Below are 19,319 nucleotides of genomic sequence, written 5' to 3' on the forward strand. Positions count from 1 at the left end.
GTCAGCGGTGGGCGAATCGGTAAGAGCTGTCGCTCATCGCGTGCAGCTTGAAACTGCGGGCATAGCCGACCGGATCGGAACCGTCCCAGACGTTGCCGTCGATCAACTGGCTGCTGCGCATGTCTTGATCCGAAGCGGCGACACCGACGGCAGTGGCAGCTTCGCGGTACAGGTCCAACTGCTGGACCTGACGGGCCACGCCGAGGTAATCCGGGTCGTCGCGCAATAAACCCCAGCGCCGGAACTGAGTCATGAACCACATGCCGTCAGACAGGTACGGAACGTTGACCTCGCCACCGGCGTGGAAACGCAGTGCATGCGGGTCCTGCCAGCGATTGCCCAGGCCGTCGGCGTAATCGCCCAGCAGACGCGGCTCGATGCAGTCCAGAGGGGCGTCGAGGTAGTCGGGCGCACTCAACAGTTGCGCGGTGCTGCGGCGGTTTTCCGTGCTTTGCTCGATGAAGCGGCTGGCTTCCAGGATCGCCATCACCAAGGCCCGCGCGGTGTTGGGGTAGTGCTCGACAAACGCACGGGTGCAGCCGAGGACTTTTTCCGGGTGGTCGGGCCAGATGGTCTGGGAGGTCGCCATTGTGAACCCCAGGTTTTGCTGCACCGCGCTGGCGGCCCATGGCTCACCCACGCAAAAACCGTCGATACGCCCCGCTTGCAGGTGCGCGACCATTTGCGGTGGCGGTACCACCACGCTGTCGACATCCTGCAACGGATGGATACCCTGGCTCGCCAGCCAGTAATACAGCCACATGGCGTGGGTGCCGGTGGGAAATGTCTGGGCGAACGTGAGTTTTGGGCGAGTTTGGTGCACGTGTCGGTCGAGTGCTTCAGGACCGGTCACGCCCAGCGCCTGCAAACCGTGGGAGAGATTGATGCTCTGGCCGTTCTGGTTCAGCCCCATCAGCACGGCCATGTCAGTCGAGGCTACGCCGCCGATGCCCAGGTGCACCGCATAAATCAGGCCGTACAGGCTGTGCGCGGCGTCGAGTTCGCCGCTGACCAGTTTGTCGCGCAGGTTGGCCCAGGACGACTGGCGCTTGAGGTTCAGGGTCAGGCCGTAGGGCTGGGCGAACCCTGGGTGGCGGCGACCACGACCGAGGCGCAGTCGCTCAGGGCCATGAAGCCGAGATTGATGTCGGTCTTTTCCGGGGCATCGCTGCCATTGACCCAGGCCAGGGGGGTGGCTGGAACTTCAATCATCGTTAAGCACCTTCCATAAAAAAACGCCGTACCGGGCGGCTTGCCAGAGCAAGGGCCAGTGACGACGCCTTTGTCTTTCGACCCATCCCGCCGTTGGCATGAGTGCTGATAGCGGTGGTGGTGCAAGGCATATGCCATCGCGGGCTGATTTTGTCGCGTGCCTCGCCTGCGACGCCGATGCGCGGCTATAATTGCCGCCACTTTTCGTAGCCCAGAGTCAAACCCGCCCATGTACACCCTGGCCCGTCAGCTGTTGTTCAAACTTTCCCCGGAAACCTCCCACGATCTGTCCCTGGACCTGATCGGCGCGGGTGGGCGTTTGGGCCTCAACGGCTTGCTGTGCAAAGCTCCGGCGAACATGCCGGTGTCGGTCATGGGCCTGGATTTTCCGAACCCGGTCGGTTTGGCCGCCGGCCTGGACAAAAACGGCGCGGCCATCGACGGTTTCGCCCAGTTGGGCTTTGGATTTGTCGAAATCGGCACCATCACCCCGCGTCCGCAACCCGGTAACCCGAAGCCACGGATTTTCCGCCTGCCCGAAGCCGAGGCGATCATCAACCGCATGGGCTTCAACAACCTGGGCGTCGATCACCTGCTGGCCCGCGTCGCCGCCGCCAAATACAAGGGCGTGCTGGGTATCAACATCGGCAAGAACTTCGACACTCCGGTTGAACGTGCGGTCGACGATTACCTGATTTGCCTGGACAAGGTCTATGCCCATGCCAGCTATGTGACGGTCAACGTCAGCTCGCCCAACACACCGGGCCTGCGCAGCCTGCAGTTCGGTGATTCGCTCAAGCAGTTGCTCGCTGATCTGGCCACGCGCCGCGCAGAACTGGCCTTGCGCCACGGCAAACACGTGCCGCTGGCGATCAAGATCGCGCCGGACATGAGCGACGAAGAAACGGCGCAGGTCGCACAAGCGCTGATTGAAACCGGCATGGACGCAGTGATCGCCACCAACACCACCCTCAGCCGCGTCGGCGTCGAAGGCATGGAGCACGGTGACGAGGCGGGCGGTCTGTCCGGTGCACCGGTTCGCGACAAGAGCACTCACACCGTGAAAGTACTGGCGGCGGAACTGGCGGGTCGCTTGCCGATCATTGCCGTGGGCGGTATCACCGAAGGCAAGCACGCGGCAGAGAAAATCGCGGCAGGTGCGAGCCTGGTACAGATTTACTCCGGCTTCATTTACAAAGGCCCGGCGCTGATTCGTGAGTCTGTAGACGCCATCGCAGCCCTGCGCTGATTGTGTAGCAGCTGCCGAGCCTGCGAGGCTGCGTCCGGCTGCGCAGCAGTCGTCAAACCTGCATGCACGGTGCCTCTGCAAATCGCGGTGTCTGATTTCACGACTGCTTCGCAGCCGGACGCAGCCTCGCGGGCTCGGCAGCTGCTACAGGGATGGTGTTTGGCTAGAACGCAGGCATAAAAAAGGGCTCCTCGAAGGAGCCCCTGGGCCGGAGCCCGCCGTCCGGATGGGACGTGCGTGGTTAATTCAGTCAGTCATCAGATTGTCGTGTCGGAGTGTTTGGCCCTGTAAATTAGCCGACGGCGTGAAGTTCGTTGAGTCTGTGGATTCCCGCAGTGCCGGTCATACCGTCCCAGTTGTCGCCGCGTCCTTCTCGCCAGCCGTTAATCCAGGCTTGGCGTACCGACGGTAGAGTAAATGGGCAAAGCTCACGGGATTTGCCACCAACGCCATATTGATATCCGCGCAAAAATGCTCTTTCCAACGGATCACGCTTAAGTCTTCTCATAGGGTGTTGCCCTCACTTGTTGACTGTATTTATCGCGTCGACCTCTATTGAGGTCTGGCAGAAAAACTCTGCCGTTGGGGGCTCGCTGCCGGCGTGACGAGCCAAGGTGTTGACGTCGTTGCGGCGTCAACCTGTGTTGAGTTCTAACCAATGCGTCACATCGAGGGAATGATCGTTTTGTCATAAGAACGTAACCATAAAGATGCTAAGGCCATAAGCATCACGATGAATGCCCGGTGTTGATTGGCAAAAGCCCTGTATGATCGGCCCCCGCAGGATGACGGGAGTAATCCCTTAGTGAGAATGACTTCTGTTGGTGGAAGCATTATTCGACGAAGGGTCGCTTTATGACATTTTGTTGCATCAACTATTTTATCTGTCCTTGCATCTAAGCTCTTTTAACCCGAGCAGCAGGGGTGGGACGGCACACCTTCGTGCCACGCGGGCGCTCTTCGAGAAAAGCGCCTGATTGAAAACCGGATCGGCAATGCGTTGCCGGTTCACTTCGCCAAAGGCTCTGAAATTCCCATGTCCGACCAATTCGAAATCTTCCTCACCTGCCCAAAAGGCCTTGAAGGCCTGCTCATCGAGGAAGCCGTCGGGCTTGGCCTTGAAGAGGCACGCGAGCACACCTCGGCCGTGCGCGGCATGGCCACCATGGAAACCGCTTACCGCTTGTGCCTGTGGTCGCGTCTGGCGAACCGGGTGCTGCTGGTGCTCAAGCGTTTCCCGATGAAGGACGCCGAAGACCTGTACCACGGCGTGCTGGATATCGAGTGGCAAGACCATATGCTCAACGCCGGCACCCTGGCCGTCGAGTTCAGCGGCCACGGTTCGGGCATCGACAACACCCACTTCGGTGCCTTGAAGGTCAAGGACGCCATCGTCGACAAACTGCGCACCCCGCAAGGTGACCGTCCGTCGATCGACAAACTCAACCCGGACCTGCGCATTCACCTGCGCCTGGACCGTGGCGAAGCGATTCTTTCCCTCGATTTGTCCGGCCACAGCCTGCACCAGCGCGGTTATCGCTTGCAGCAAGGCGCGGCACCGCTGAAGGAAAACCTGGCGGCCGCGATCCTGATCCGTTCCGGCTGGCCACGCATTGCGGCCGAAGGCGGCGCGCTGGCTGACCCGATGTGCGGTGTCGGTACGTTCCTCGTCGAAGCGGCGATGATCGCCGCCGACATGGCGCCGAACCTGCGTCGCGAGCAGTGGGGCTTTACCCATTGGCTGGGTCACGTTCCGGCACTGTGGAAAAAGCTTCACGAGGAAGCCACCGAACGTTGTGCGGCCGGCCTGGCCAAGCCACCGCTGTGGATTCGCGGTTACGAAGCCGACCCGCGCCTGATTCAACCGGGCCGCAACAACGTCGAGCGTGCCGGCCTGAGCGAGTGGATCAAGATCTACCAGGGCGAAGTCGGTACGTTCGAGCCGCGTCCGGACCAGAACCAGAAAGGCCTGGTGATCTGCAACCCTCCCTACGGCGAGCGTCTGGGTGACGAGGCGAGCTTGCTCTACCTCTATCAAAACCTCGGCGAGCGTCTGCGTCAGGCCTGCTTGAACTGGGAAGCCGCGGTGTTCACCGGCGCCCCGGATCTGGGCAAGCGCATGGGCATTCGCAGTCACAAGCAGTATTCGTTCTGGAACGGCGCATTGCCGTGCAAGCTGCTGCTGATCAAGGTCACGCCAGACCAGTTCGTCACGGGCGAGCGTCGCACCCCTGAGCAACGTCAGGTCGAGCGCGAGCAGGCGGCTTACGATCAGGCACCGAGCGAGCCAGAAGAGCGCAAGTACAACAAAAACGGCAACCCGATCAAACCGACACCAGCACCTGCGCCGGTGATCGAGCAGCCGCGTTTGAGCGAAGGCGGGCAGATGTTTGCCAATCGCCTGCAAAAAAACCTGAAAGCCATGGGCAAGTGGGTCAAGCGCGAAGGCATCGACTGTTATCGCGTGTATGACGCCGACATGCCGGAATACTCGATGGCCATCGACCTGTATCAGGATTGGGTCCACGTTCAGGAATACGCGGCGCCGAAATCCATCGATCCGGAAAAAGCCTCGGCACGCATGTTCGATGCCTTGGCCGCTATTCCGCAGGCCTTGAACATCGACAAGAGCCGCGTGGTGGTCAAGCGTCGCGAGCGTCAGAGCGGCACCAAGCAATACGAGCGTCAAGCCGCACAGGGCAAGTTCGTCGAGGTCAACGAAGGTGGCGTGAAGCTGCTGGTCAACCTGACGGACTACCTTGACACCGGGCTGTTCCTTGACCACCGCCCGATGCGCATGCGCATTCAAAAAGAGTCGGCCGGCAAGCGCTTCCTCAACCTGTATTGCTACACCGCGACGGCCAGCGTTCACGCCGCCAAGGGGGGCACGCAGCACCACCAGCGTCGACCTGTCGAAAACCTATCTGGACTGGGCGCGTCGCAACCTGTCGCTGAACGGTTTCTCTGACAAGAACCGTCTGGAGCAGGGCGATGTGATGGTCTGGCTCGACGCCTGCCGTGACGAGTACGACCTGATCTTCATCGACCCGCCGACGTTCTCCAACTCCAAGCGCATGGAAGGGATCTTCGACGTGCAGCGCGATCAGGTGCAACTGATCGACCTGGCGATGGCACGCCTGGCACCCGGTGGCGTGTTGTACTTCTCCAACAACTTCCGCAAGTTCGCCCTTGAGGAAAACCTCACGCAGCGTTACGCGGTCGAAGAAATCACCGCCCAGACCATCGATCCGGATTTCGCCCGCAACGGCAAGATCCACCGCGCATGGAAAATCACCGCACGTTGATAGCTGTGTGGATTGGATCCACAGAGCCTTGATTTTTAAAGGCTCTGTGGCTTCTTTCAGTGCTGGTCAAATTAGTGGCTAATAGCTATAACTCTCTCATGGCCAATGGGCTTTCCCGCACCTGGCGTTGTGAGTTGCGTTTATGTCGTTACACGCCGTGCGCCCCAAGATCCTGGGTTTTATCAGCGAAGATGTGTCGGCCTGGCTGGTCGCGCTGCTGGTATTGCTTATGGGGTGTGTTCTGACGGGGTTGTTGGCCTGGTCGACGGTCAACGTGTTTCGCCATCAACTCAAGCAACGCTTCCAACTGCTGGCCAGTGAACGCTATAGCCGCATTGAAGAACGATTTCAGGACCAGGAGCAGCGCCTCGACAGCCTGCGCCGGTTCTTCGCCAATTCCGACTCGGTCTCCCGCGAGGAGTTCGACGGTTTCACCAAACCCCTGTTGCACCGCGCTCAAGCCTATTCATTCGCGGCCCGCGTGACGCGTGCCGAGCGCGCAGAGTTCGAGCGCAAGGTGCGTGACGAGGGCTTTAGCGATTTCACCGTTCGTGAACTCGCCAGCGATGGTCAATTGCAATTGGCCGCTGAACGCGATGAATACGTGGTGGTGCTTTACAGCCAGACGCTAAGCCGACTGGGCTCGCCGCTGGGTTACGACTTATGGGCTCAGCCGATGCGTCGGGCGACCCTTGAGCGGGCGGATAAACGCGGCAGCCTGGCGGTGTCGCAGCCCATGCATCTGGTCAGTATCGAGCAGGCCTATGCGCGTGGCGTGCTGCTGGTGGCCCCGGTGATTGTGCCTAACACGCCAAGCGGCGCAGGGGTAAAACCCTACGGTTATGTCATGGCGGTGATCAGCATGCGTCAGTTGCTGGCGGATGGCTTGCCCGATGCCAATTACGACTATCTCTCGGTCCGCATTCTCGACTTGTCGATCGTCAACCAGCACGAAGTGCTTTACGAGTCCTTCAACGGACCGGCGGCCAGTGATTTGTCCGCGAGCCGACTATTGCGAATGGCCGATCACGACTATCAGGTCGACATCAAGCCCAGCGAAGCCTTTATACAAGCCAACCATTCCTCGGTGACGACCCTGATAGTGCTGGGCGGCTTGCTCAGTCTGCTGGTCAGCGCATTGCTGTACGTGTTGGTCAGCCAGCGTCAGCGAGCGCTGAAAATGGTTGAGCAACAGACCGAGGAGTTGCGCGCCCGCGAGCAGGAGTTACGTGGCACTCACGGCCAGTTGCGTGGTGTGTTGAATGCGGCGACCCAGGTGGCGATCATCGCCACCGATCTGCGCGGGGTCATCACCACGTTCAATGCCGGTGCCGAGCAGATGCTGGGTTACGCCGGCGTTGAGGTCGTGGGGCGCATGACTCTGGAAAACCTGCATTTCCCTCGAGAGCTGGTGGCACGGGCGGCGGAGTTGAGCGCGCGGTATGGAAAACCGATTCCAACCTGTCAGGCGATGTTGGTCAAAGACGGCGATGAAATTGGTAACGCCGCGCGGGAGTGGACGCTGGTGCGCCGCGATGGCAGCCATTTGGCGGTCAACATGCTGGCGACCCCGGTACTCGACGAGCAAGGTCTGTGGGTCGGTCACCTGGCGATCTGCATCGACATTACAGAACGCAAACGCGTCCATGAGGCCTTGGCGGCGCGGGACCTGTTGTTGAAGAAACTCAGTGCCCATGTCCCCGGCGGCATCTATCAATTCAAGATGGAATTCGACGGGCGCTTCAGCGTGATCTATGCCAGCGACGGTATCCGCGAGATCTACGAACTCGAGCCGGACGTGCTGCTGTTCAACGCCGAATCGATCTTCACGCGCATTCATCCACAAGACACGACCCGGGTCCGAGCCTCGATCCGGGCGTCGGCGGACACCCTCAGCCCGTGGCGCGAGGAATACCGCGTGCAGTTGCCCATGCGCGGCCTGCGCTGGGTTCGCGGTGAGGCGACCCCTGAAGAGCAGCCCGGTGGCGGCGTGCTCTGGCATGGCTACGTTTCCGACATCTCCGATTTGAAACGGGTAGAACAAGAATTGCGTGCGCTGTCGATCACCGATTCGCTGACCGGGATTCATAACCGCCGCTACTTCCAGGAGCGCCTGACCACCGAAATGGCCCGCGTCGAACGCGGAGGGGGCGAGTTGTCGGTGATCATGCTCGACATCGACCACTTCAAACGCATCAATGATCAACATGGCCATGCCGTGGGGGATCGGGTGTTGCAGGTGGTGTGCGAGCGCATCGGTCATCGACTGCGACGCACAGACGTGTTCTGTCGCCTCGGAGGCGAAGAGTTCATGGTGTTGTGCCCGGACACCGACAGCGAGCAGGCGCAAGTGCTGGCCTTGCAGTTGTGGCAAGGGTTGCGCAGTTCACCGATCGAGGGTGTGGGGTTCGTTACCGCGAGTTTCGGGATTGCCAGTTGGCAGGTCGGAGAGGGCGCGGATGCGCTGTTGTTGCGGGCGGATTCGGGGGTTTACGCGGCGAAGCAGGCCGGTCGGGATCGGGTCGAGACGCAGATAAGCTAAGACCGGAAACAGTCGATGTGGGAGCAAGCCCGCGCCAACATTTGATCGCTCCCACGCTCTGCGTGGGAATGCCTCAATGGACGCTCTGCGTCCGCTCTTGAATGCGTTCCCACGCAGAGCGCGGGAACGATCGGATCGGGGGTTACAACACCGAAGCCGTTTCCGGCAGTTTCGGCTGGCGATACAAGTCCAGCAGGACCTGATCCAGTACCGACGATGCGCCAAACGGTGCTTTGTCGTTGAGGATCGCCACCACGGCCCACGTGTTGCCATTGACGTCGCGGCTGAAGCCGGAGATGGCGCGCACAGTGTTCAGGGTGCCCGTCTTGACGTGGGCTTCACCGCGCATCGCAGTAGTCTTCAGGCGTTTGCGCATGGTGCCGTCGGTGCCGGCAATCGGCATCGAGCTAATGAACTCGGCGGAGTACGGGCTGTGCCAGGCGGCTTGCAGCATCGACGCCATTTCACGAGCGCTGACGCGTTCGGCGCGGGACAGGCCGGAACCGTTCTCCATCACCAGGTGCGGCGCGGTGATGCCTTTCTTCGCCAGCCACTGACGAACCACACGCTGCGCGGCTTTGGCGTCGTCACCGTCGGCGTCCGTGCGGTACTTCTGGCCCAGGCTCAGGAACAGTTGCTGAGCCATGGTGTTGTTACTGTATTTGTTGATGTCGCGGATGATTTCCGCCAGGTCCGGCGAAAACGCGCGGGCCAGCAATTTGGCATTGCTTGGGGTCGGCGCCAATACATCCTTGCCCTGAATGCTGCCGCCCAGCTCTTTCCAGATTGCCCGCACGGCGCCGGCGGTGTAGGTCGCATGGTCAAGCAGCGACAGGTAGGTCTGGGAGCTGCAACCATCGCCCAACTGGCCACCGACGGTCACGGTCACGCTGCCATCGGCCTGGGTTACCGGGTTGTAACGCACGCCACCGGTGCATTGCTTGGAGTTGAGGGCCTTGACCTGGTTTTCGATGCGGATGCTGGCAATCGGCGGTTCGACGGACACCAGCACACGGCCATTGTCGTTGCGCGCCACGAAGCGCAGCGCCTTGAGGTTGACCATCAGCGAGTCGGGCTTGACCAGGAACGGCTTGTTCTCGTCATTGCCATCGTCGTTGAACTCGGGCAATTGCGGTTGCGTGAAGAAACTGCGGTCCAGCACCAGGTCGCCAGTGATTTGCGTCACGCCGTTGGCGCGCAGGTCACGCATCAGCAGCCAGAGTTTTTCCATGTTCAGCTTTGGATCGCCGCCACCCTTGAGGTAGAGGTTGCCGTTGAGGATGCCACCGCTGAGGGTGCCGTCGGTGTAGAACTCGGTTTTCCACTGGTGGTTGGGGCCGAGCATTTCCAGCGCCGCATAGGTGGTGACCAGCTTCATGGTCGAGGCTGGGTTGACCGAAACATCCGCGTTGAAAACGGTGGGAGTGCCTGGGCCGGTGAGCGGAATCATCACCAGCGACAAGGCGCTGTCCTGCAATTTGCTGGCCTTGAGGGCTTTTTCGACGTTGGGCGAGAGCGCAGTGTTGATTGGAGCGGCGGAAACGGAGAGGGCCAGGGGAAGAATGAAACCGGCCAGCAGCAATGGACGCAAAGATTTGATCATGTGCAGTAAAACCCTACAGGCGAGGGGGAAAAAGACGAGGGCATGGCGATAAAAATCCCTCAGTGGTCATGAACGTGTCGGCATTATGCCCCAAGGCTTGATGGCTTGTGCCTTGCGATACCCCTCTAAACCGCTATTTTTTACCGACGGTCAGCATTGGCGGCCAGAGAGTCGGGCAATAAGCGGCTTAAACTGCTAAAGTGCCGCCCGTTATTACTTTTGAGGATTGTTCCAATGGCGACTAACCGTTCCCAGCGTCTGCGCAAAAAACTGTGCGTCGATGAATTTCAAGAGCTGGGTTTCGAACTGAACCTGGATTTCAAAGAAGATTTGGCTGATGAAGCCATTGATGCTTTCCTCGACGCGTTCCTCAAAGAAGCCATGGAAGCCAACGGTCTGGGCTATGTTGGCGGCGACGACTACGGTCTGGTTTGCCTGCAGAAGCGTGGCTCGGTCAGCGCTGAACAGCGCGCTGCCGTTGAAGCCTGGCTCAAAGGCCGCACCGAGCTGACCAGCGTTGAAGTCAGCCCGCTGCTGGACGTCTGGTACCCGGAAAAGCCGATCAATCCGGTAGCTTGATGTCATAGATTTTTGTCTTAAAAAAAGCGGCGACCCAAGGGTCGCCGTTTTTTTTATGTGCAGATTAAATGCACGCAGCCTCGTTTCACTCGACAGCTGCTACATGGATTTTGTCGTCCTGTAGCAGCTGTCGAGTGAAACGAGGCTGCGAAGCGTTTAACTTTACGCCAATTCAGAATCACCAGCGTCACCACCCCCGCCACAATCCCCCAGAACGCCGAACCGATGGAAAACAGTGTCAGCCCTGACGCCGTGACCATAAAGGTAATCAACGCCGCTTCCCGCTCCTTCACTTCGGTCATGGCAATGCTCAAGCCATTGATGATCGAGCCAAACAGCGCCAGTGCCGCGATCGACAGCACCAACTCTTTCGGCAATGCGGCAAACAGCGCCGCCAGCGTCGCGCCGAACACTCCGGCAATCCCGTAGAAAATCCCGCACCACACTGCTGCCGTGTAGCGTTTGTTGCGATCTTCGTGGGCGTGCGGCCCGGTGCAGATCGCCGCGCTGATGGCCGCGAGGTTGATGCCGTGGGAGCCGAACGGAGCCAGTAGCAACGAGGCGATGCCGGTGGTGGTGATCAGCGGTGAGGCCGGCACGGTGTAGCCATCGGCACGCAGGACGGCGATGCCCGGCATGTTCTGCGAGGTCATGGCCACCACGAACAACGGAATACCGATACTGATGGTTGCAGCCAGGGAGAAATGCGGGGTGGTCCAGACCGGCGTGGCCACTTCCAGATGGAAACCAGTGAAGTCGAGCAGCCCCATGGCCCCTGACAATGCGGTGCCGATCAACAGCGCGGCCAGTACGGCATAACGCGGCGACAGGCGTTTGACCAGCAAGTACGTGAAGAACATGCCCAGCACCAGCCCGGTGCGGTGCTGGGCGGCGACGAAGATTTCGCTGCCGATCTTGAACAGAATCCCTGCCAGCAGCGCCGCGGCCAGGGATGCCGGAATCTTTTTCACCAATCGTTCAAAGCTGCCGGTCAGGCCGCAAATCGTCACCAGCACCGCGCAGGTGATGTAGGCACCGATGGCTTCGCCATAACTCACACCGCCCAGGCTGGTAATCAGCAGCGCCGCGCCGGGGGTCGACCAGGCAATGGTGATGGGGGTGCGATAACGCAGGGACAAACCGATCGAGCACACCGCCATGCCAATCGAGATCGCCCAGATCCACGACGAAATCTGCCCACTGGTCAGGCCCGCCGCTTGTCCGGCCTGGAACATCAGGACCAGGGAGCTGGTGTAGCCGGTCATCATCGCAATGAAACCGGCGACGATGGCCGAAGGCGAGGTGTCGGCCAAGGGACGGAGCTGCGTGTGCGTGGCGTCGTTCATGACGGCGGTGTTCCTTGTTCTAGTGGAGATGCCCAGGCCCTTTGTAGCAGCTGGCGAAGCCTGCGTTCGGCTGCGAAGCAGTCGTGAGATCAGCCGGCACGGCGTATAAGGGAGCCCGCGTATTCAGGTTTTACGACTGCTACGCAGCCGAACGCAGGCTTCGCCAGCTGCTACAGGGATCGGGTTAACGCGCGGATTCTGCGTTCAAGCCTAAACTCAAACGTAGCGGATCGTTGCAATACAGCGGAAGCGACAAACAGCCGTACAGTCGTGTTGCCACCATCCATTGTGTACAATCGCGGTGTTTTTTACGCGATACTTGCCAGCGACCCACTGTGCCGTATTACAGTCACCGTCAATTCGCCGCAGTTCTCCCCCGACTCGAGTGCCCATGAACGAACAGTTGCAGCCCCTCAAGAAACAACCGCGAGCAGGCAAAGCCGGCCGCAGCGGTACCCAGGACGATATTGTCTACGCGCATATCTTCGAGGCCATCCTCGAACAGCGCCTGGCGCCCGGCACCAAGTTGAGCGAAGAAGCGCTGGGGGAAATTTTCGGGGTCAGTCGCACCATCATTCGTCGCGCACTCTCGCGCCTGGCCCATGAAGGCGTGGTGCTGCTGCGTCCGAACCGTGGCGCGGTCGTCGCCAGCCCGAGCGTCGAAGAGGCCCGTCAGGTGTTCTTCGCCCGACGTCTGGTGGAGCGGGCCATCACCGAACTGGCGGTGGAGCATGCCACCGCCGAGCAGCTCGCCGAGTTGCGGCAAATGGTCAACGATGAACGTGACAGCTTCTCCCGTGGCGATCGCGGTGCGGGCATCCGTCTGTCGGGTGAATTCCACCTCAAACTCGCCGAAGCGGCGAAGAACGCGCCATTGATCAGCTTCCAGCGCAGCCTGGTATCGCAGACTTCATTGATCATCGCCCAATATGAAAGTGGCAACCGTTCCCACTGTTCCTACGATGAACACACCCAACTGATCGATGCCATCGAAGCGCGCAACGCTGAGCTGGCGGTGAATTTGATGATGCATCACATGGATCACATCGACAGCAAACTCAACCTCGACGAAGAAAGCGCGTCGGATGATTTGCACGCGGTGTTCTCGCATTTGTTGCAGACCAAAAAGCCAGGGCGGTCGGCCGCGAAACTCTGATAGACCCGGGACAAAAAAATCCCCCGTAGCCTGAAGACTGCGGGGGATTTTTTGAGCGTCTGATCGTTCCAACGCTCTGCGTGGGAATGCAGCCCGTGACGCTCCGCGTCACTGGACGCGGAGCGTCCCTAGAGGCATTCCCACGCAGAGCGTTGGAACGATCAGCCCGGAATACCTTAGCGCTGATGCACCAGATTCCCCGCCGCATACGTCTGCAGAACAGTCCGGTCATCCCCCAGCGTCATCAACACAAACAACGTCTCGGCAATGTTGTTGGCCTGCTTCAAGCGATAGCCCAGCAGCGGCGTGGCGTTGTAATCCAGCACCAGGAAGTCGGCATCGGTACCCGGTTTCAGCGTACCGATCTTGTCCTCCAGGCGCAGCGCGCGAGCGCCGCCGAGTGTGGCCAGGTACAGCGACTTGAACGGGCTCAGGCGCGCGCCTTGCAGTTGCATGACCTTGTAGGCTTCGTTGAGGGTTTGCAGCAGCGAGAAACTGGTGCCGCCGCCCACATCGGTGCCGATGCCGACATTGAGCTTGTGCTTCTCGGCCATCGGCAGATTGAACAAACCGCTGCCGAGGAAGAAGTTCGACGTTGGGCAGAAGGCGATGGCCGAGCCGGTTTCCGCGAGCCGCGCACACTCGTCGTCGCACAGGTGCACGCCATGAGCGAACACCGAGCGTTCACCCAGCAATTGGTAGTGATCGTAAACGTCGAGGTAGCCCTTGCGCTCGGGGAACAGCTCCTTGACCCACTCGATTTCCTTCAGGTTTTCGCTGATGTGGGTCTGCATGTACACGTCAGGGAATTCGCTGAGCAGTTGGCCGGCGAGGGTCAGTTGTTCCGGGGTGCTGGTCGGCGCAAAGCGCGGGGTGACGGCGTAATGCAGGCGACCCTTGCCGTGCCAGCGCTCGATCAATGCCTTGCTTTCGACGTAGCTGGATTCGGCGGTGTCGGTCAGGTAGTCCGGGGCGTTGCGGTCCATCATCACCTTGCCGGCGATCATGCGCAGGTCCAACTGTTCGGCGGCCTCGAAGAATGAGTTCACCGATTGTGGATGCACGCTACCGAACACCAGTGCGGTGGTGGTGCCGTTGCGCAGCAGTTCCTTGATGAAAATGTCCGCCACCTGGTCCGCATGGGCCTTGTCGGCGAACTGGCTTTCACACGGGAAGGTGTAAGTGTTGAGCCAGTCCAGCAGTTGTTCACCGTAGGCACCGACCATGCCGGTTTGCGGCAAGTGGATGTGGGTGTCGATGAAACCCGGGGTGATCAACGCATCCTGATAATGGGTGATTTCAATGTCGGCCGGCAGGGTCGGCAGCAAGTCGCTGGCGTGGCCGAGCGCGCTGATCTGGCCGTTGTCGACCACCAGCAAGCCGTCTTCGAAATACTCGTACGAGGCTTCAATGCCGACTTCAGCAGGGTCGGCAATGCTGTGCAGGATGGCGGCGCGGTAAGCTTTGCGAGTCAAAGGCATGGGGGCTCTCGGTTTTTAGGCTTATCAATTGGAGGCTTGGCTGCGGCGTGAAGCAGGCAGCAGTTTGGCAATCGATGATCCGGCGCTGGCGGTCTGCTGGCCGAAATTCGCGTTATAGGTGGCGATGATTTCGCCGGCGATGGAGATGGCAATTTCCACAGGCAGCTTGCCTTTGACTTCGCCGATACCCATCGGGCAGCGCATGCGTTGCACGACGCCGCTATCGAAACCACGGTCGCGCAGGCGATGTTCGAATTTCACCCGTTTGGTCTTCGAACCGATCAGGCCGAAGTAGGCGAAGTCGTTGCGCTTGAGGATGGCGGCGGTGAGTTCGAGGTCGAGTTGGTGATTGTGGGTCATGACGATGCAGTAGCTGCCGGCGGGCAGGTCGTCGATTTCATCCACAGGTTCTTCGGAAACGATTTTGCGCACGCCGTGGGGGATCTGTTCCGGGAACTCGTCTTCGCGCGAATCGATCCAGCGTACCCGGCAAGGCAGGCTGGCGAGCAGTGGCACCAATGCGCGGCCAACGTGGCCGGCACCGAATACGGCGATCTGTGCCTGGACCTGGCCCATCGGTTCGAACAGCAACACCGTCGCGCCACCGCAGCACTGGCCGAGGCTGGCGCCCAGGCTGAAACGCTCCAGATGTGTGTCTTGCTTACTGCTGGCGAGCATGTCGCGGGCGATGTGCATGGCTTTGTATTCCAAGTGCCCGCCACCGATGGTGTCGAAGCTCTGGGTTGCGCTGATGACCATCTTCGAACCGGCATTGCGCGGCGTCGAGCCGAGCTCTTCGATGATGGTTACCAACACGCAGGGTTCACCCTGGGATTGCAGGTCGGCGAGGGCGTCGATCCAGTTGTACATATTCACCTCGACATCTTTTGTTGTCTGTTCGGGCCTCATCGCTGGCAAGCCATGCTCCTACAGGTTTCGTGCAATCCCTGTGGGAGCCGAGCTTGATCGCGATGGCCGCACTGCGGTCTTAAAGCGAAGCCAACTCGGTCTCGGCCTCAACAGCCTTCACTGCCGTCAACTGGCGCATTTGCTCACAGCCCCACAACACCCGCTCCGGCGTCGCCGGTGCGTCGATTTTCGGTTGATGCTTGTAGTCACCCAGGCTCGCCACGGCGTCCTTGATCGCGCACCACGACGCAATGCCCAGCATGAACGGCGGCTCGCCCACGGCCTTGGAATGGAACACCGTATCTTCCGGGTTCTTGCGGTTCTCCACCAGCTTCACCCGCAGGTCCAGCGGCATGTCCGCCACGGCCGGGATCTTGTAGCTGGCCGGGCCGTTGGTCATCAGTTTGCCTTTGGCATTCCAGACCAGCTCTTCCATGGTCAACCACCCCATGCCCTGAATGAATCCGCCTTCGACCTGGCCGATGTCGATGGCCGGGTTCAGCGAGGCGCCGACGTCGTGGAGGATGTCGGTGCGCAGCATTTTGTACTCGCCGGTCAGGGTGTCGACGATCACCTCGCAGCACGCGGCGCCAAAGGCGAAGTAGTAGAACGGACGACCACGGGCCTGACTGCGGTCGTAGTAGATTTTCGGGGTCTTGTAGAAGCCGGTACTCGACAGTGACACCTGAGCGAAATACGCCTGCTGGATCAGCGCTTCAAACGTCAGGATGTGATCGCGAACCCGCACGTGACCGTTGTGGAATTCCACGTCTTCTTCGCTGACTTTGTACTGGCGCGCGGCAAATTCGACCAAGCGCTGCTTGATGGTTTCGGCGGCGTTCTGTGCAGCCTTGCCGTTCAGGTCGGCACCGCTGGAAGCGGCTGTCGGCGAGGTGTTTGGCACTTTGTCGGTGTTGGTCGCGGTGATCTGCACGCGGTCCATCTCCACCTGGAACACTTCGGCCACGACTTGCGCGACCTTGGTGTTCAAACCCTGGCCCATTTCGGTGCCGCCGTGGTTCAAGTGGATGCTGCCGTCGGTGTAGACGTGGATCAGCGCACCCGCCTGGTTGAGGAAGCTGGCGGTGAACGAAATGCCGAATTTGACCGGGGTCAGCGCCAGGCCTTTTTTCAGGATCGGGCTGTTGGCGTTGTAGCGACGAATCGCTTCGCGGCGTTCGGCGTACTGGCTGCTTTCTTCCAGTTCGGCGGTCATTTCTTCGAGCATGTTGTGCTCGACGGTCTGGTAGTAATGGGTGACGTTGCGCTCGGTCTTGCCGTAATAGTTGGCCTTGCGCACGGCCAGCGGATCGAGGGCCAGGTGACGGGCAATCGCGTCCATCACTTCTTCGATGGCGACCATCCCTTGCGGGCCGCCAAAGCCGCGATAGGCCGTGTTCGACGCGGTGTTGGTCTTGCAGCGGTGACCGTTGATGGTCGCATCGCCCAGGTAGTACGAGTTGTCGGAGTGGAACATCGCACGGTCGACAATCGACGCCGACAGGTCCGGCGAGCAACCGCAGTTGCCAGCCAGTTCGAGGTTGATGCCATGCAGGCGACCGGTGCTGTCGAAGCCCACGTCGTACTCGACGTAGAACGGGTGACGCTTGCCGGTCATCAGCATGTCTTCGACACGCGGCAGGCGCATCTTGGTCGGTTGACCGGTGAGGTGCGCGATCACGGCACACAGGCACGCCGGGCTCGCTGCCTGGGTTTCCTTGCCGCCGAAACCACCGCCCATGCGGCGCATGTCGACGACGATCTTGTTCATCGATACGTCCAGCACTTCGGCCACCAGTTTTTGCACTTCGGTGGGGTTCTGGGTCGAGCAGTAAACGATCATGCCGCCGTCTTCGGTGGGCATCACCGACGAGATCTGGGTTTCGAGGTAGAAGTGTTCCTGGCCGCCGATGTGCAGCGTGCCCTGAATGCGATGTTCAGCGGTGGCCAATGCAGTGACTGAGTCGCCGCGTTGATGGGTGTGGCTGTCGAGCACGAAGTGGCGTTTGCGCAGGGCTTCGACCACGTCCAGCACCGGCTCCAGATCTTCGTATTCGATGATTGCGGCCATCGCGGCTTTGCGCGCTGTTTCCAGGTCTTTCGCCGCGACGGCGATCACCGGTTGACCGACGAATTCCACGGTGTCGATGGCCAGCAACGGGTCGCCCGGCAGCAACGGGCCGATGTCTTTCAGGCCTGGCACGTCTTCATGAGTGATGGCGATGCGCACGCCTTCGAAGGCGTAGCAGGGCGCGGTGTCGATGCTGATGATTTTCGCGTGGGCGCGGTCTGACAGGCGCGCATAGACGTGCAACTGGTTCGGAAATTCCAGGCGGTCATCGATGTACTGCGCTTCACCGGACACATGCTTGGCGGCACTGTCGTGCTTGACGCTGCGGCCGACACCGGTGGTCAGGTCCTTGGCGAACAGTTCAGCCAGTTCGGCTTGGGTCTTCTCTACAGCGTGATGATTAGACATAAGCGGTCACCCGAGTCTCGATGTGCGGTGTTTGCAGTTCGATGAAGTATTTGCGCAGCAGGTTCTGCGCGCTGAGCAGGCGGTATTCCTTGCTCGCGCGGAAGTCCGACAGCGGGGTGAAATCTTCGGCCAGTGCGGCGCAGGCGCGCTCGACGGTGGCGCTGTTGAACGGTGCACCAGCCAACATGGCTTCGCAGGTGCTGGCACGTTTCGGGATGGCCGCCATGCCGCCGAAAGCCACGCGGGCATCGGCGATCACGCCGTTTTCCACACGGATGTTGAACGCGGCACAGACCGCGGAAATATCATCGTCCAGACGCTTGGACACCTTGTAGGCGCGGAACAGTTGTTCGGCGCTGGCACGCGGCACGATGATCTTCTCGATGAACTCGCTTTCCTGGCGCGCCGTCACCCGGTAATCGATGAAGTAATCCTCCAGCGCCAGGGTGCGACGGGTTTCACCTTTGCACAGCACGATCTGCGCACCGAGGGCGATCAGCAGGGAGGTGAGTCGCCGATGGGCGAGGCGTTGCCGATGTTGCCGCCGAGGGTGCCCTGGTTGCGGATCTGCAGGGACGCAAAGCGTTGCAGCAGTTCGCCGAAGTCCGGGTATTCGACGTTCAGCGCTTCGTAGCAATCGGAGAGGGTGGTGGCGGCGCCGATTTCCAGGCGATCGTCGAAGCGCTCGATGCGCTTCATCTCGGCGACGTTGCCGACATAGATCATCACCGGCAAGGTACGGTGGAACTGCGTGACTTCCAGCGCCAGGTCCGTGCCGCCGGCCAGCAGGCGGGCTTGTGGATAAGCGTCATAGAGGTCCGCCAGGTCGGCGACAGTCAACGGCACCAGGCAGCGCTTGTCGCCACTGTTGAGTTCGCCGATGGCGGTGGGGGCGATGGCTTTCAGGCACGCGATGGTCTCTGCTTCACGGGCGTCGAACTGATCCGGTTTTTTACCGCAGCAGGACTGTTGGGCCGCTTCCAGGATCGGTCGGTAGCCGGTGCAGCGGCACAGGTTGCCGGCCAGCGCTTCGTGGGCCTTGTGCGAGTCCGGTTGATCACTGTTCTTTTGCAGGGCGAACAGCGACATGACAAAGCCGGGGGTGCAGAAGCCGCATTGCGAACCGTGGCACTCGACCATGGCTTGTTGCACGCTGTGCAGTTGGCCTTTGTGCTTGAGGTCTTCAACGCTGATCAATTGTTTGCCGTGCAGTGACGAGACGAACGTCAGGCACGAATTGAGGCTGCGATAACGAATGTGTTCGCGGCCATCGTCATCCGTTTGCAACTCGCCGACCACCACGGTGCAGGCGCCACAGTCACCGCTGGCGCAGCCTTCTTTGGTGCCGGGTTTGCCCACATGGTCGCGCAGATAATTGAGCACGGTCAGGTTTGGGTCCAGGGCGTGCTCACTACGGAGTTCCTGGTTAAGTAAAAACTGGATCACGGAAGGCCTCGC

General features: G+C 60.4%; 9 protein-coding genes and 4 pseudogenes. 5 read left to right on the forward strand and 8 right to left on the reverse strand.

All coding sequences use genetic code 11. The annotated features are described in order from the left end of the window. Nucleotide 1: 1 nt before the first annotated feature. Nucleotides 2-1,212: pseudogene (locus AB4N76_RS23315) on the reverse strand (CmpA/NrtA family ABC transporter substrate-binding protein). A gap of 229 nt (nucleotides 1,213-1,441) precedes the next feature. Between AB4N76_RS23315 and AB4N76_RS23320 the strand changes: the two are divergent. Further along, on the forward strand, nucleotides 1,442-2,461 hold the full coding sequence (locus tag AB4N76_RS23320) for a quinone-dependent dihydroorotate dehydrogenase (RefSeq protein ID WP_046027042.1): 1,020 nt from the start codon (nucleotides 1,442-1,444) through the stop codon (nucleotides 2,459-2,461). 292 nt (nucleotides 2,462-2,753) lie between these two features. Here AB4N76_RS23320 and rmf read toward each other — a convergent pair whose 3' ends face one another. Next, nucleotides 2,754-2,969: a ribosome modulation factor gene (rmf, locus tag AB4N76_RS23325; RefSeq protein WP_003223300.1), complete on the reverse strand. Its 216-nt coding sequence runs from the start codon at nucleotides 2,967-2,969 to the stop codon at nucleotides 2,754-2,756. Nucleotides 2,970-3,497: 528 nt separating this feature from the next. Here rmf and rlmKL point away from each other — a divergent pair. Together rlmKL and AB4N76_RS23335 are read left to right on the forward strand one after the other, a co-directional pair. Continuing rightward, nucleotides 3,498-5,766 (forward strand): annotated as a pseudogene (gene rlmKL, locus AB4N76_RS23330) (bifunctional 23S rRNA (guanine(2069)-N(7))-methyltransferase RlmK/23S rRNA (guanine(2445)-N(2))-methyltransferase RlmL). Between the two features lie 142 nt (nucleotides 5,767-5,908). Then, nucleotides 5,909-8,308: a sensor domain-containing diguanylate cyclase gene (locus AB4N76_RS23335; RefSeq protein WP_460163573.1), complete on the forward strand. Its 2,400-nt coding sequence runs from the start codon at nucleotides 5,909-5,911 to the stop codon at nucleotides 8,306-8,308. A 142-nt stretch (nucleotides 8,309-8,450) separates the two neighbouring features. Here the strand turns inward: AB4N76_RS23335 and dacB are convergent, their stop codons facing one another. After that, a complete protein-coding gene (gene dacB / locus AB4N76_RS23340; RefSeq protein ID WP_046027039.1) occupies nucleotides 8,451-9,911 on the reverse strand; it encodes a D-alanyl-D-alanine carboxypeptidase/D-alanyl-D-alanine endopeptidase in 1,461 nt (486 codons plus the stop codon). A gap of 234 nt (nucleotides 9,912-10,145) precedes the next feature. Here dacB and AB4N76_RS23345 point away from each other — a divergent pair, with 234 nt between their 5' ends. Then, the gene (locus AB4N76_RS23345; RefSeq protein ID WP_007971486.1) at nucleotides 10,146-10,490 is read left to right on the forward strand and encodes a YggL family protein; all 345 of its coding nucleotides are present in this window, start codon (nucleotides 10,146-10,148) and stop codon (nucleotides 10,488-10,490) included. Nucleotides 10,491-10,651: 161 nt separating this feature from the next. Here the strand turns inward: AB4N76_RS23345 and AB4N76_RS23350 are convergent. Continuing rightward, a pseudogene (locus AB4N76_RS23350) lies at nucleotides 10,652-11,836 on the reverse strand (benzoate/H(+) symporter BenE family transporter); the annotation flags it as partial. 391 nt (nucleotides 11,837-12,227) lie between these two features. Here AB4N76_RS23350 and AB4N76_RS23355 point away from each other — a divergent pair. Then, nucleotides 12,228-12,992, forward strand: coding sequence for a GntR family transcriptional regulator (locus AB4N76_RS23355; protein WP_046027037.1), 765 nt, complete (start codon nucleotides 12,228-12,230; stop codon nucleotides 12,990-12,992). A gap of 176 nt (nucleotides 12,993-13,168) precedes the next feature. Here AB4N76_RS23355 and guaD read toward each other — a convergent pair whose 3' ends face one another. The 4 genes and pseudogenes from guaD to xdhA all read right to left on the reverse strand — a co-directional run bounded on the left by guaD (nucleotide 13,169) and on the right by xdhA (nucleotide 19,307). After that, the gene (gene guaD / locus AB4N76_RS23360) at nucleotides 13,169-14,473 is read right to left on the reverse strand and encodes a guanine deaminase (protein WP_077430582.1); all 1,305 of its coding nucleotides are present in this window, start codon (nucleotides 14,471-14,473) and stop codon (nucleotides 13,169-13,171) included. A gap of 24 nt (nucleotides 14,474-14,497) precedes the next feature. Beyond that, nucleotides 14,498-15,343 (reverse strand): xanthine dehydrogenase accessory protein XdhC, encoded by an 846-nt coding sequence (gene xdhC, locus AB4N76_RS23365; protein ID WP_460163574.1) that lies wholly within the window; start codon nucleotides 15,341-15,343, stop codon nucleotides 14,498-14,500. A 118-nt stretch (nucleotides 15,344-15,461) separates the two neighbouring features. Beyond that, nucleotides 15,462-17,861: a xanthine dehydrogenase molybdopterin binding subunit gene (gene xdhB / locus AB4N76_RS23370; protein WP_046027034.1), complete on the reverse strand. Its 2,400-nt coding sequence runs from the start codon at nucleotides 17,859-17,861 to the stop codon at nucleotides 15,462-15,464. After that, nucleotides 17,854-19,307, reverse strand: a pseudogene (xdhA, locus tag AB4N76_RS23375) (xanthine dehydrogenase small subunit). The gene xdhB and the pseudogene xdhA overlap by 8 nt, the downstream one beginning before the upstream one ends. Nucleotides 19,308-19,319 lie beyond the last annotated feature (12 nt).

The organism is Pseudomonas sp. S2_F03 (assembly GCF_054668335.1).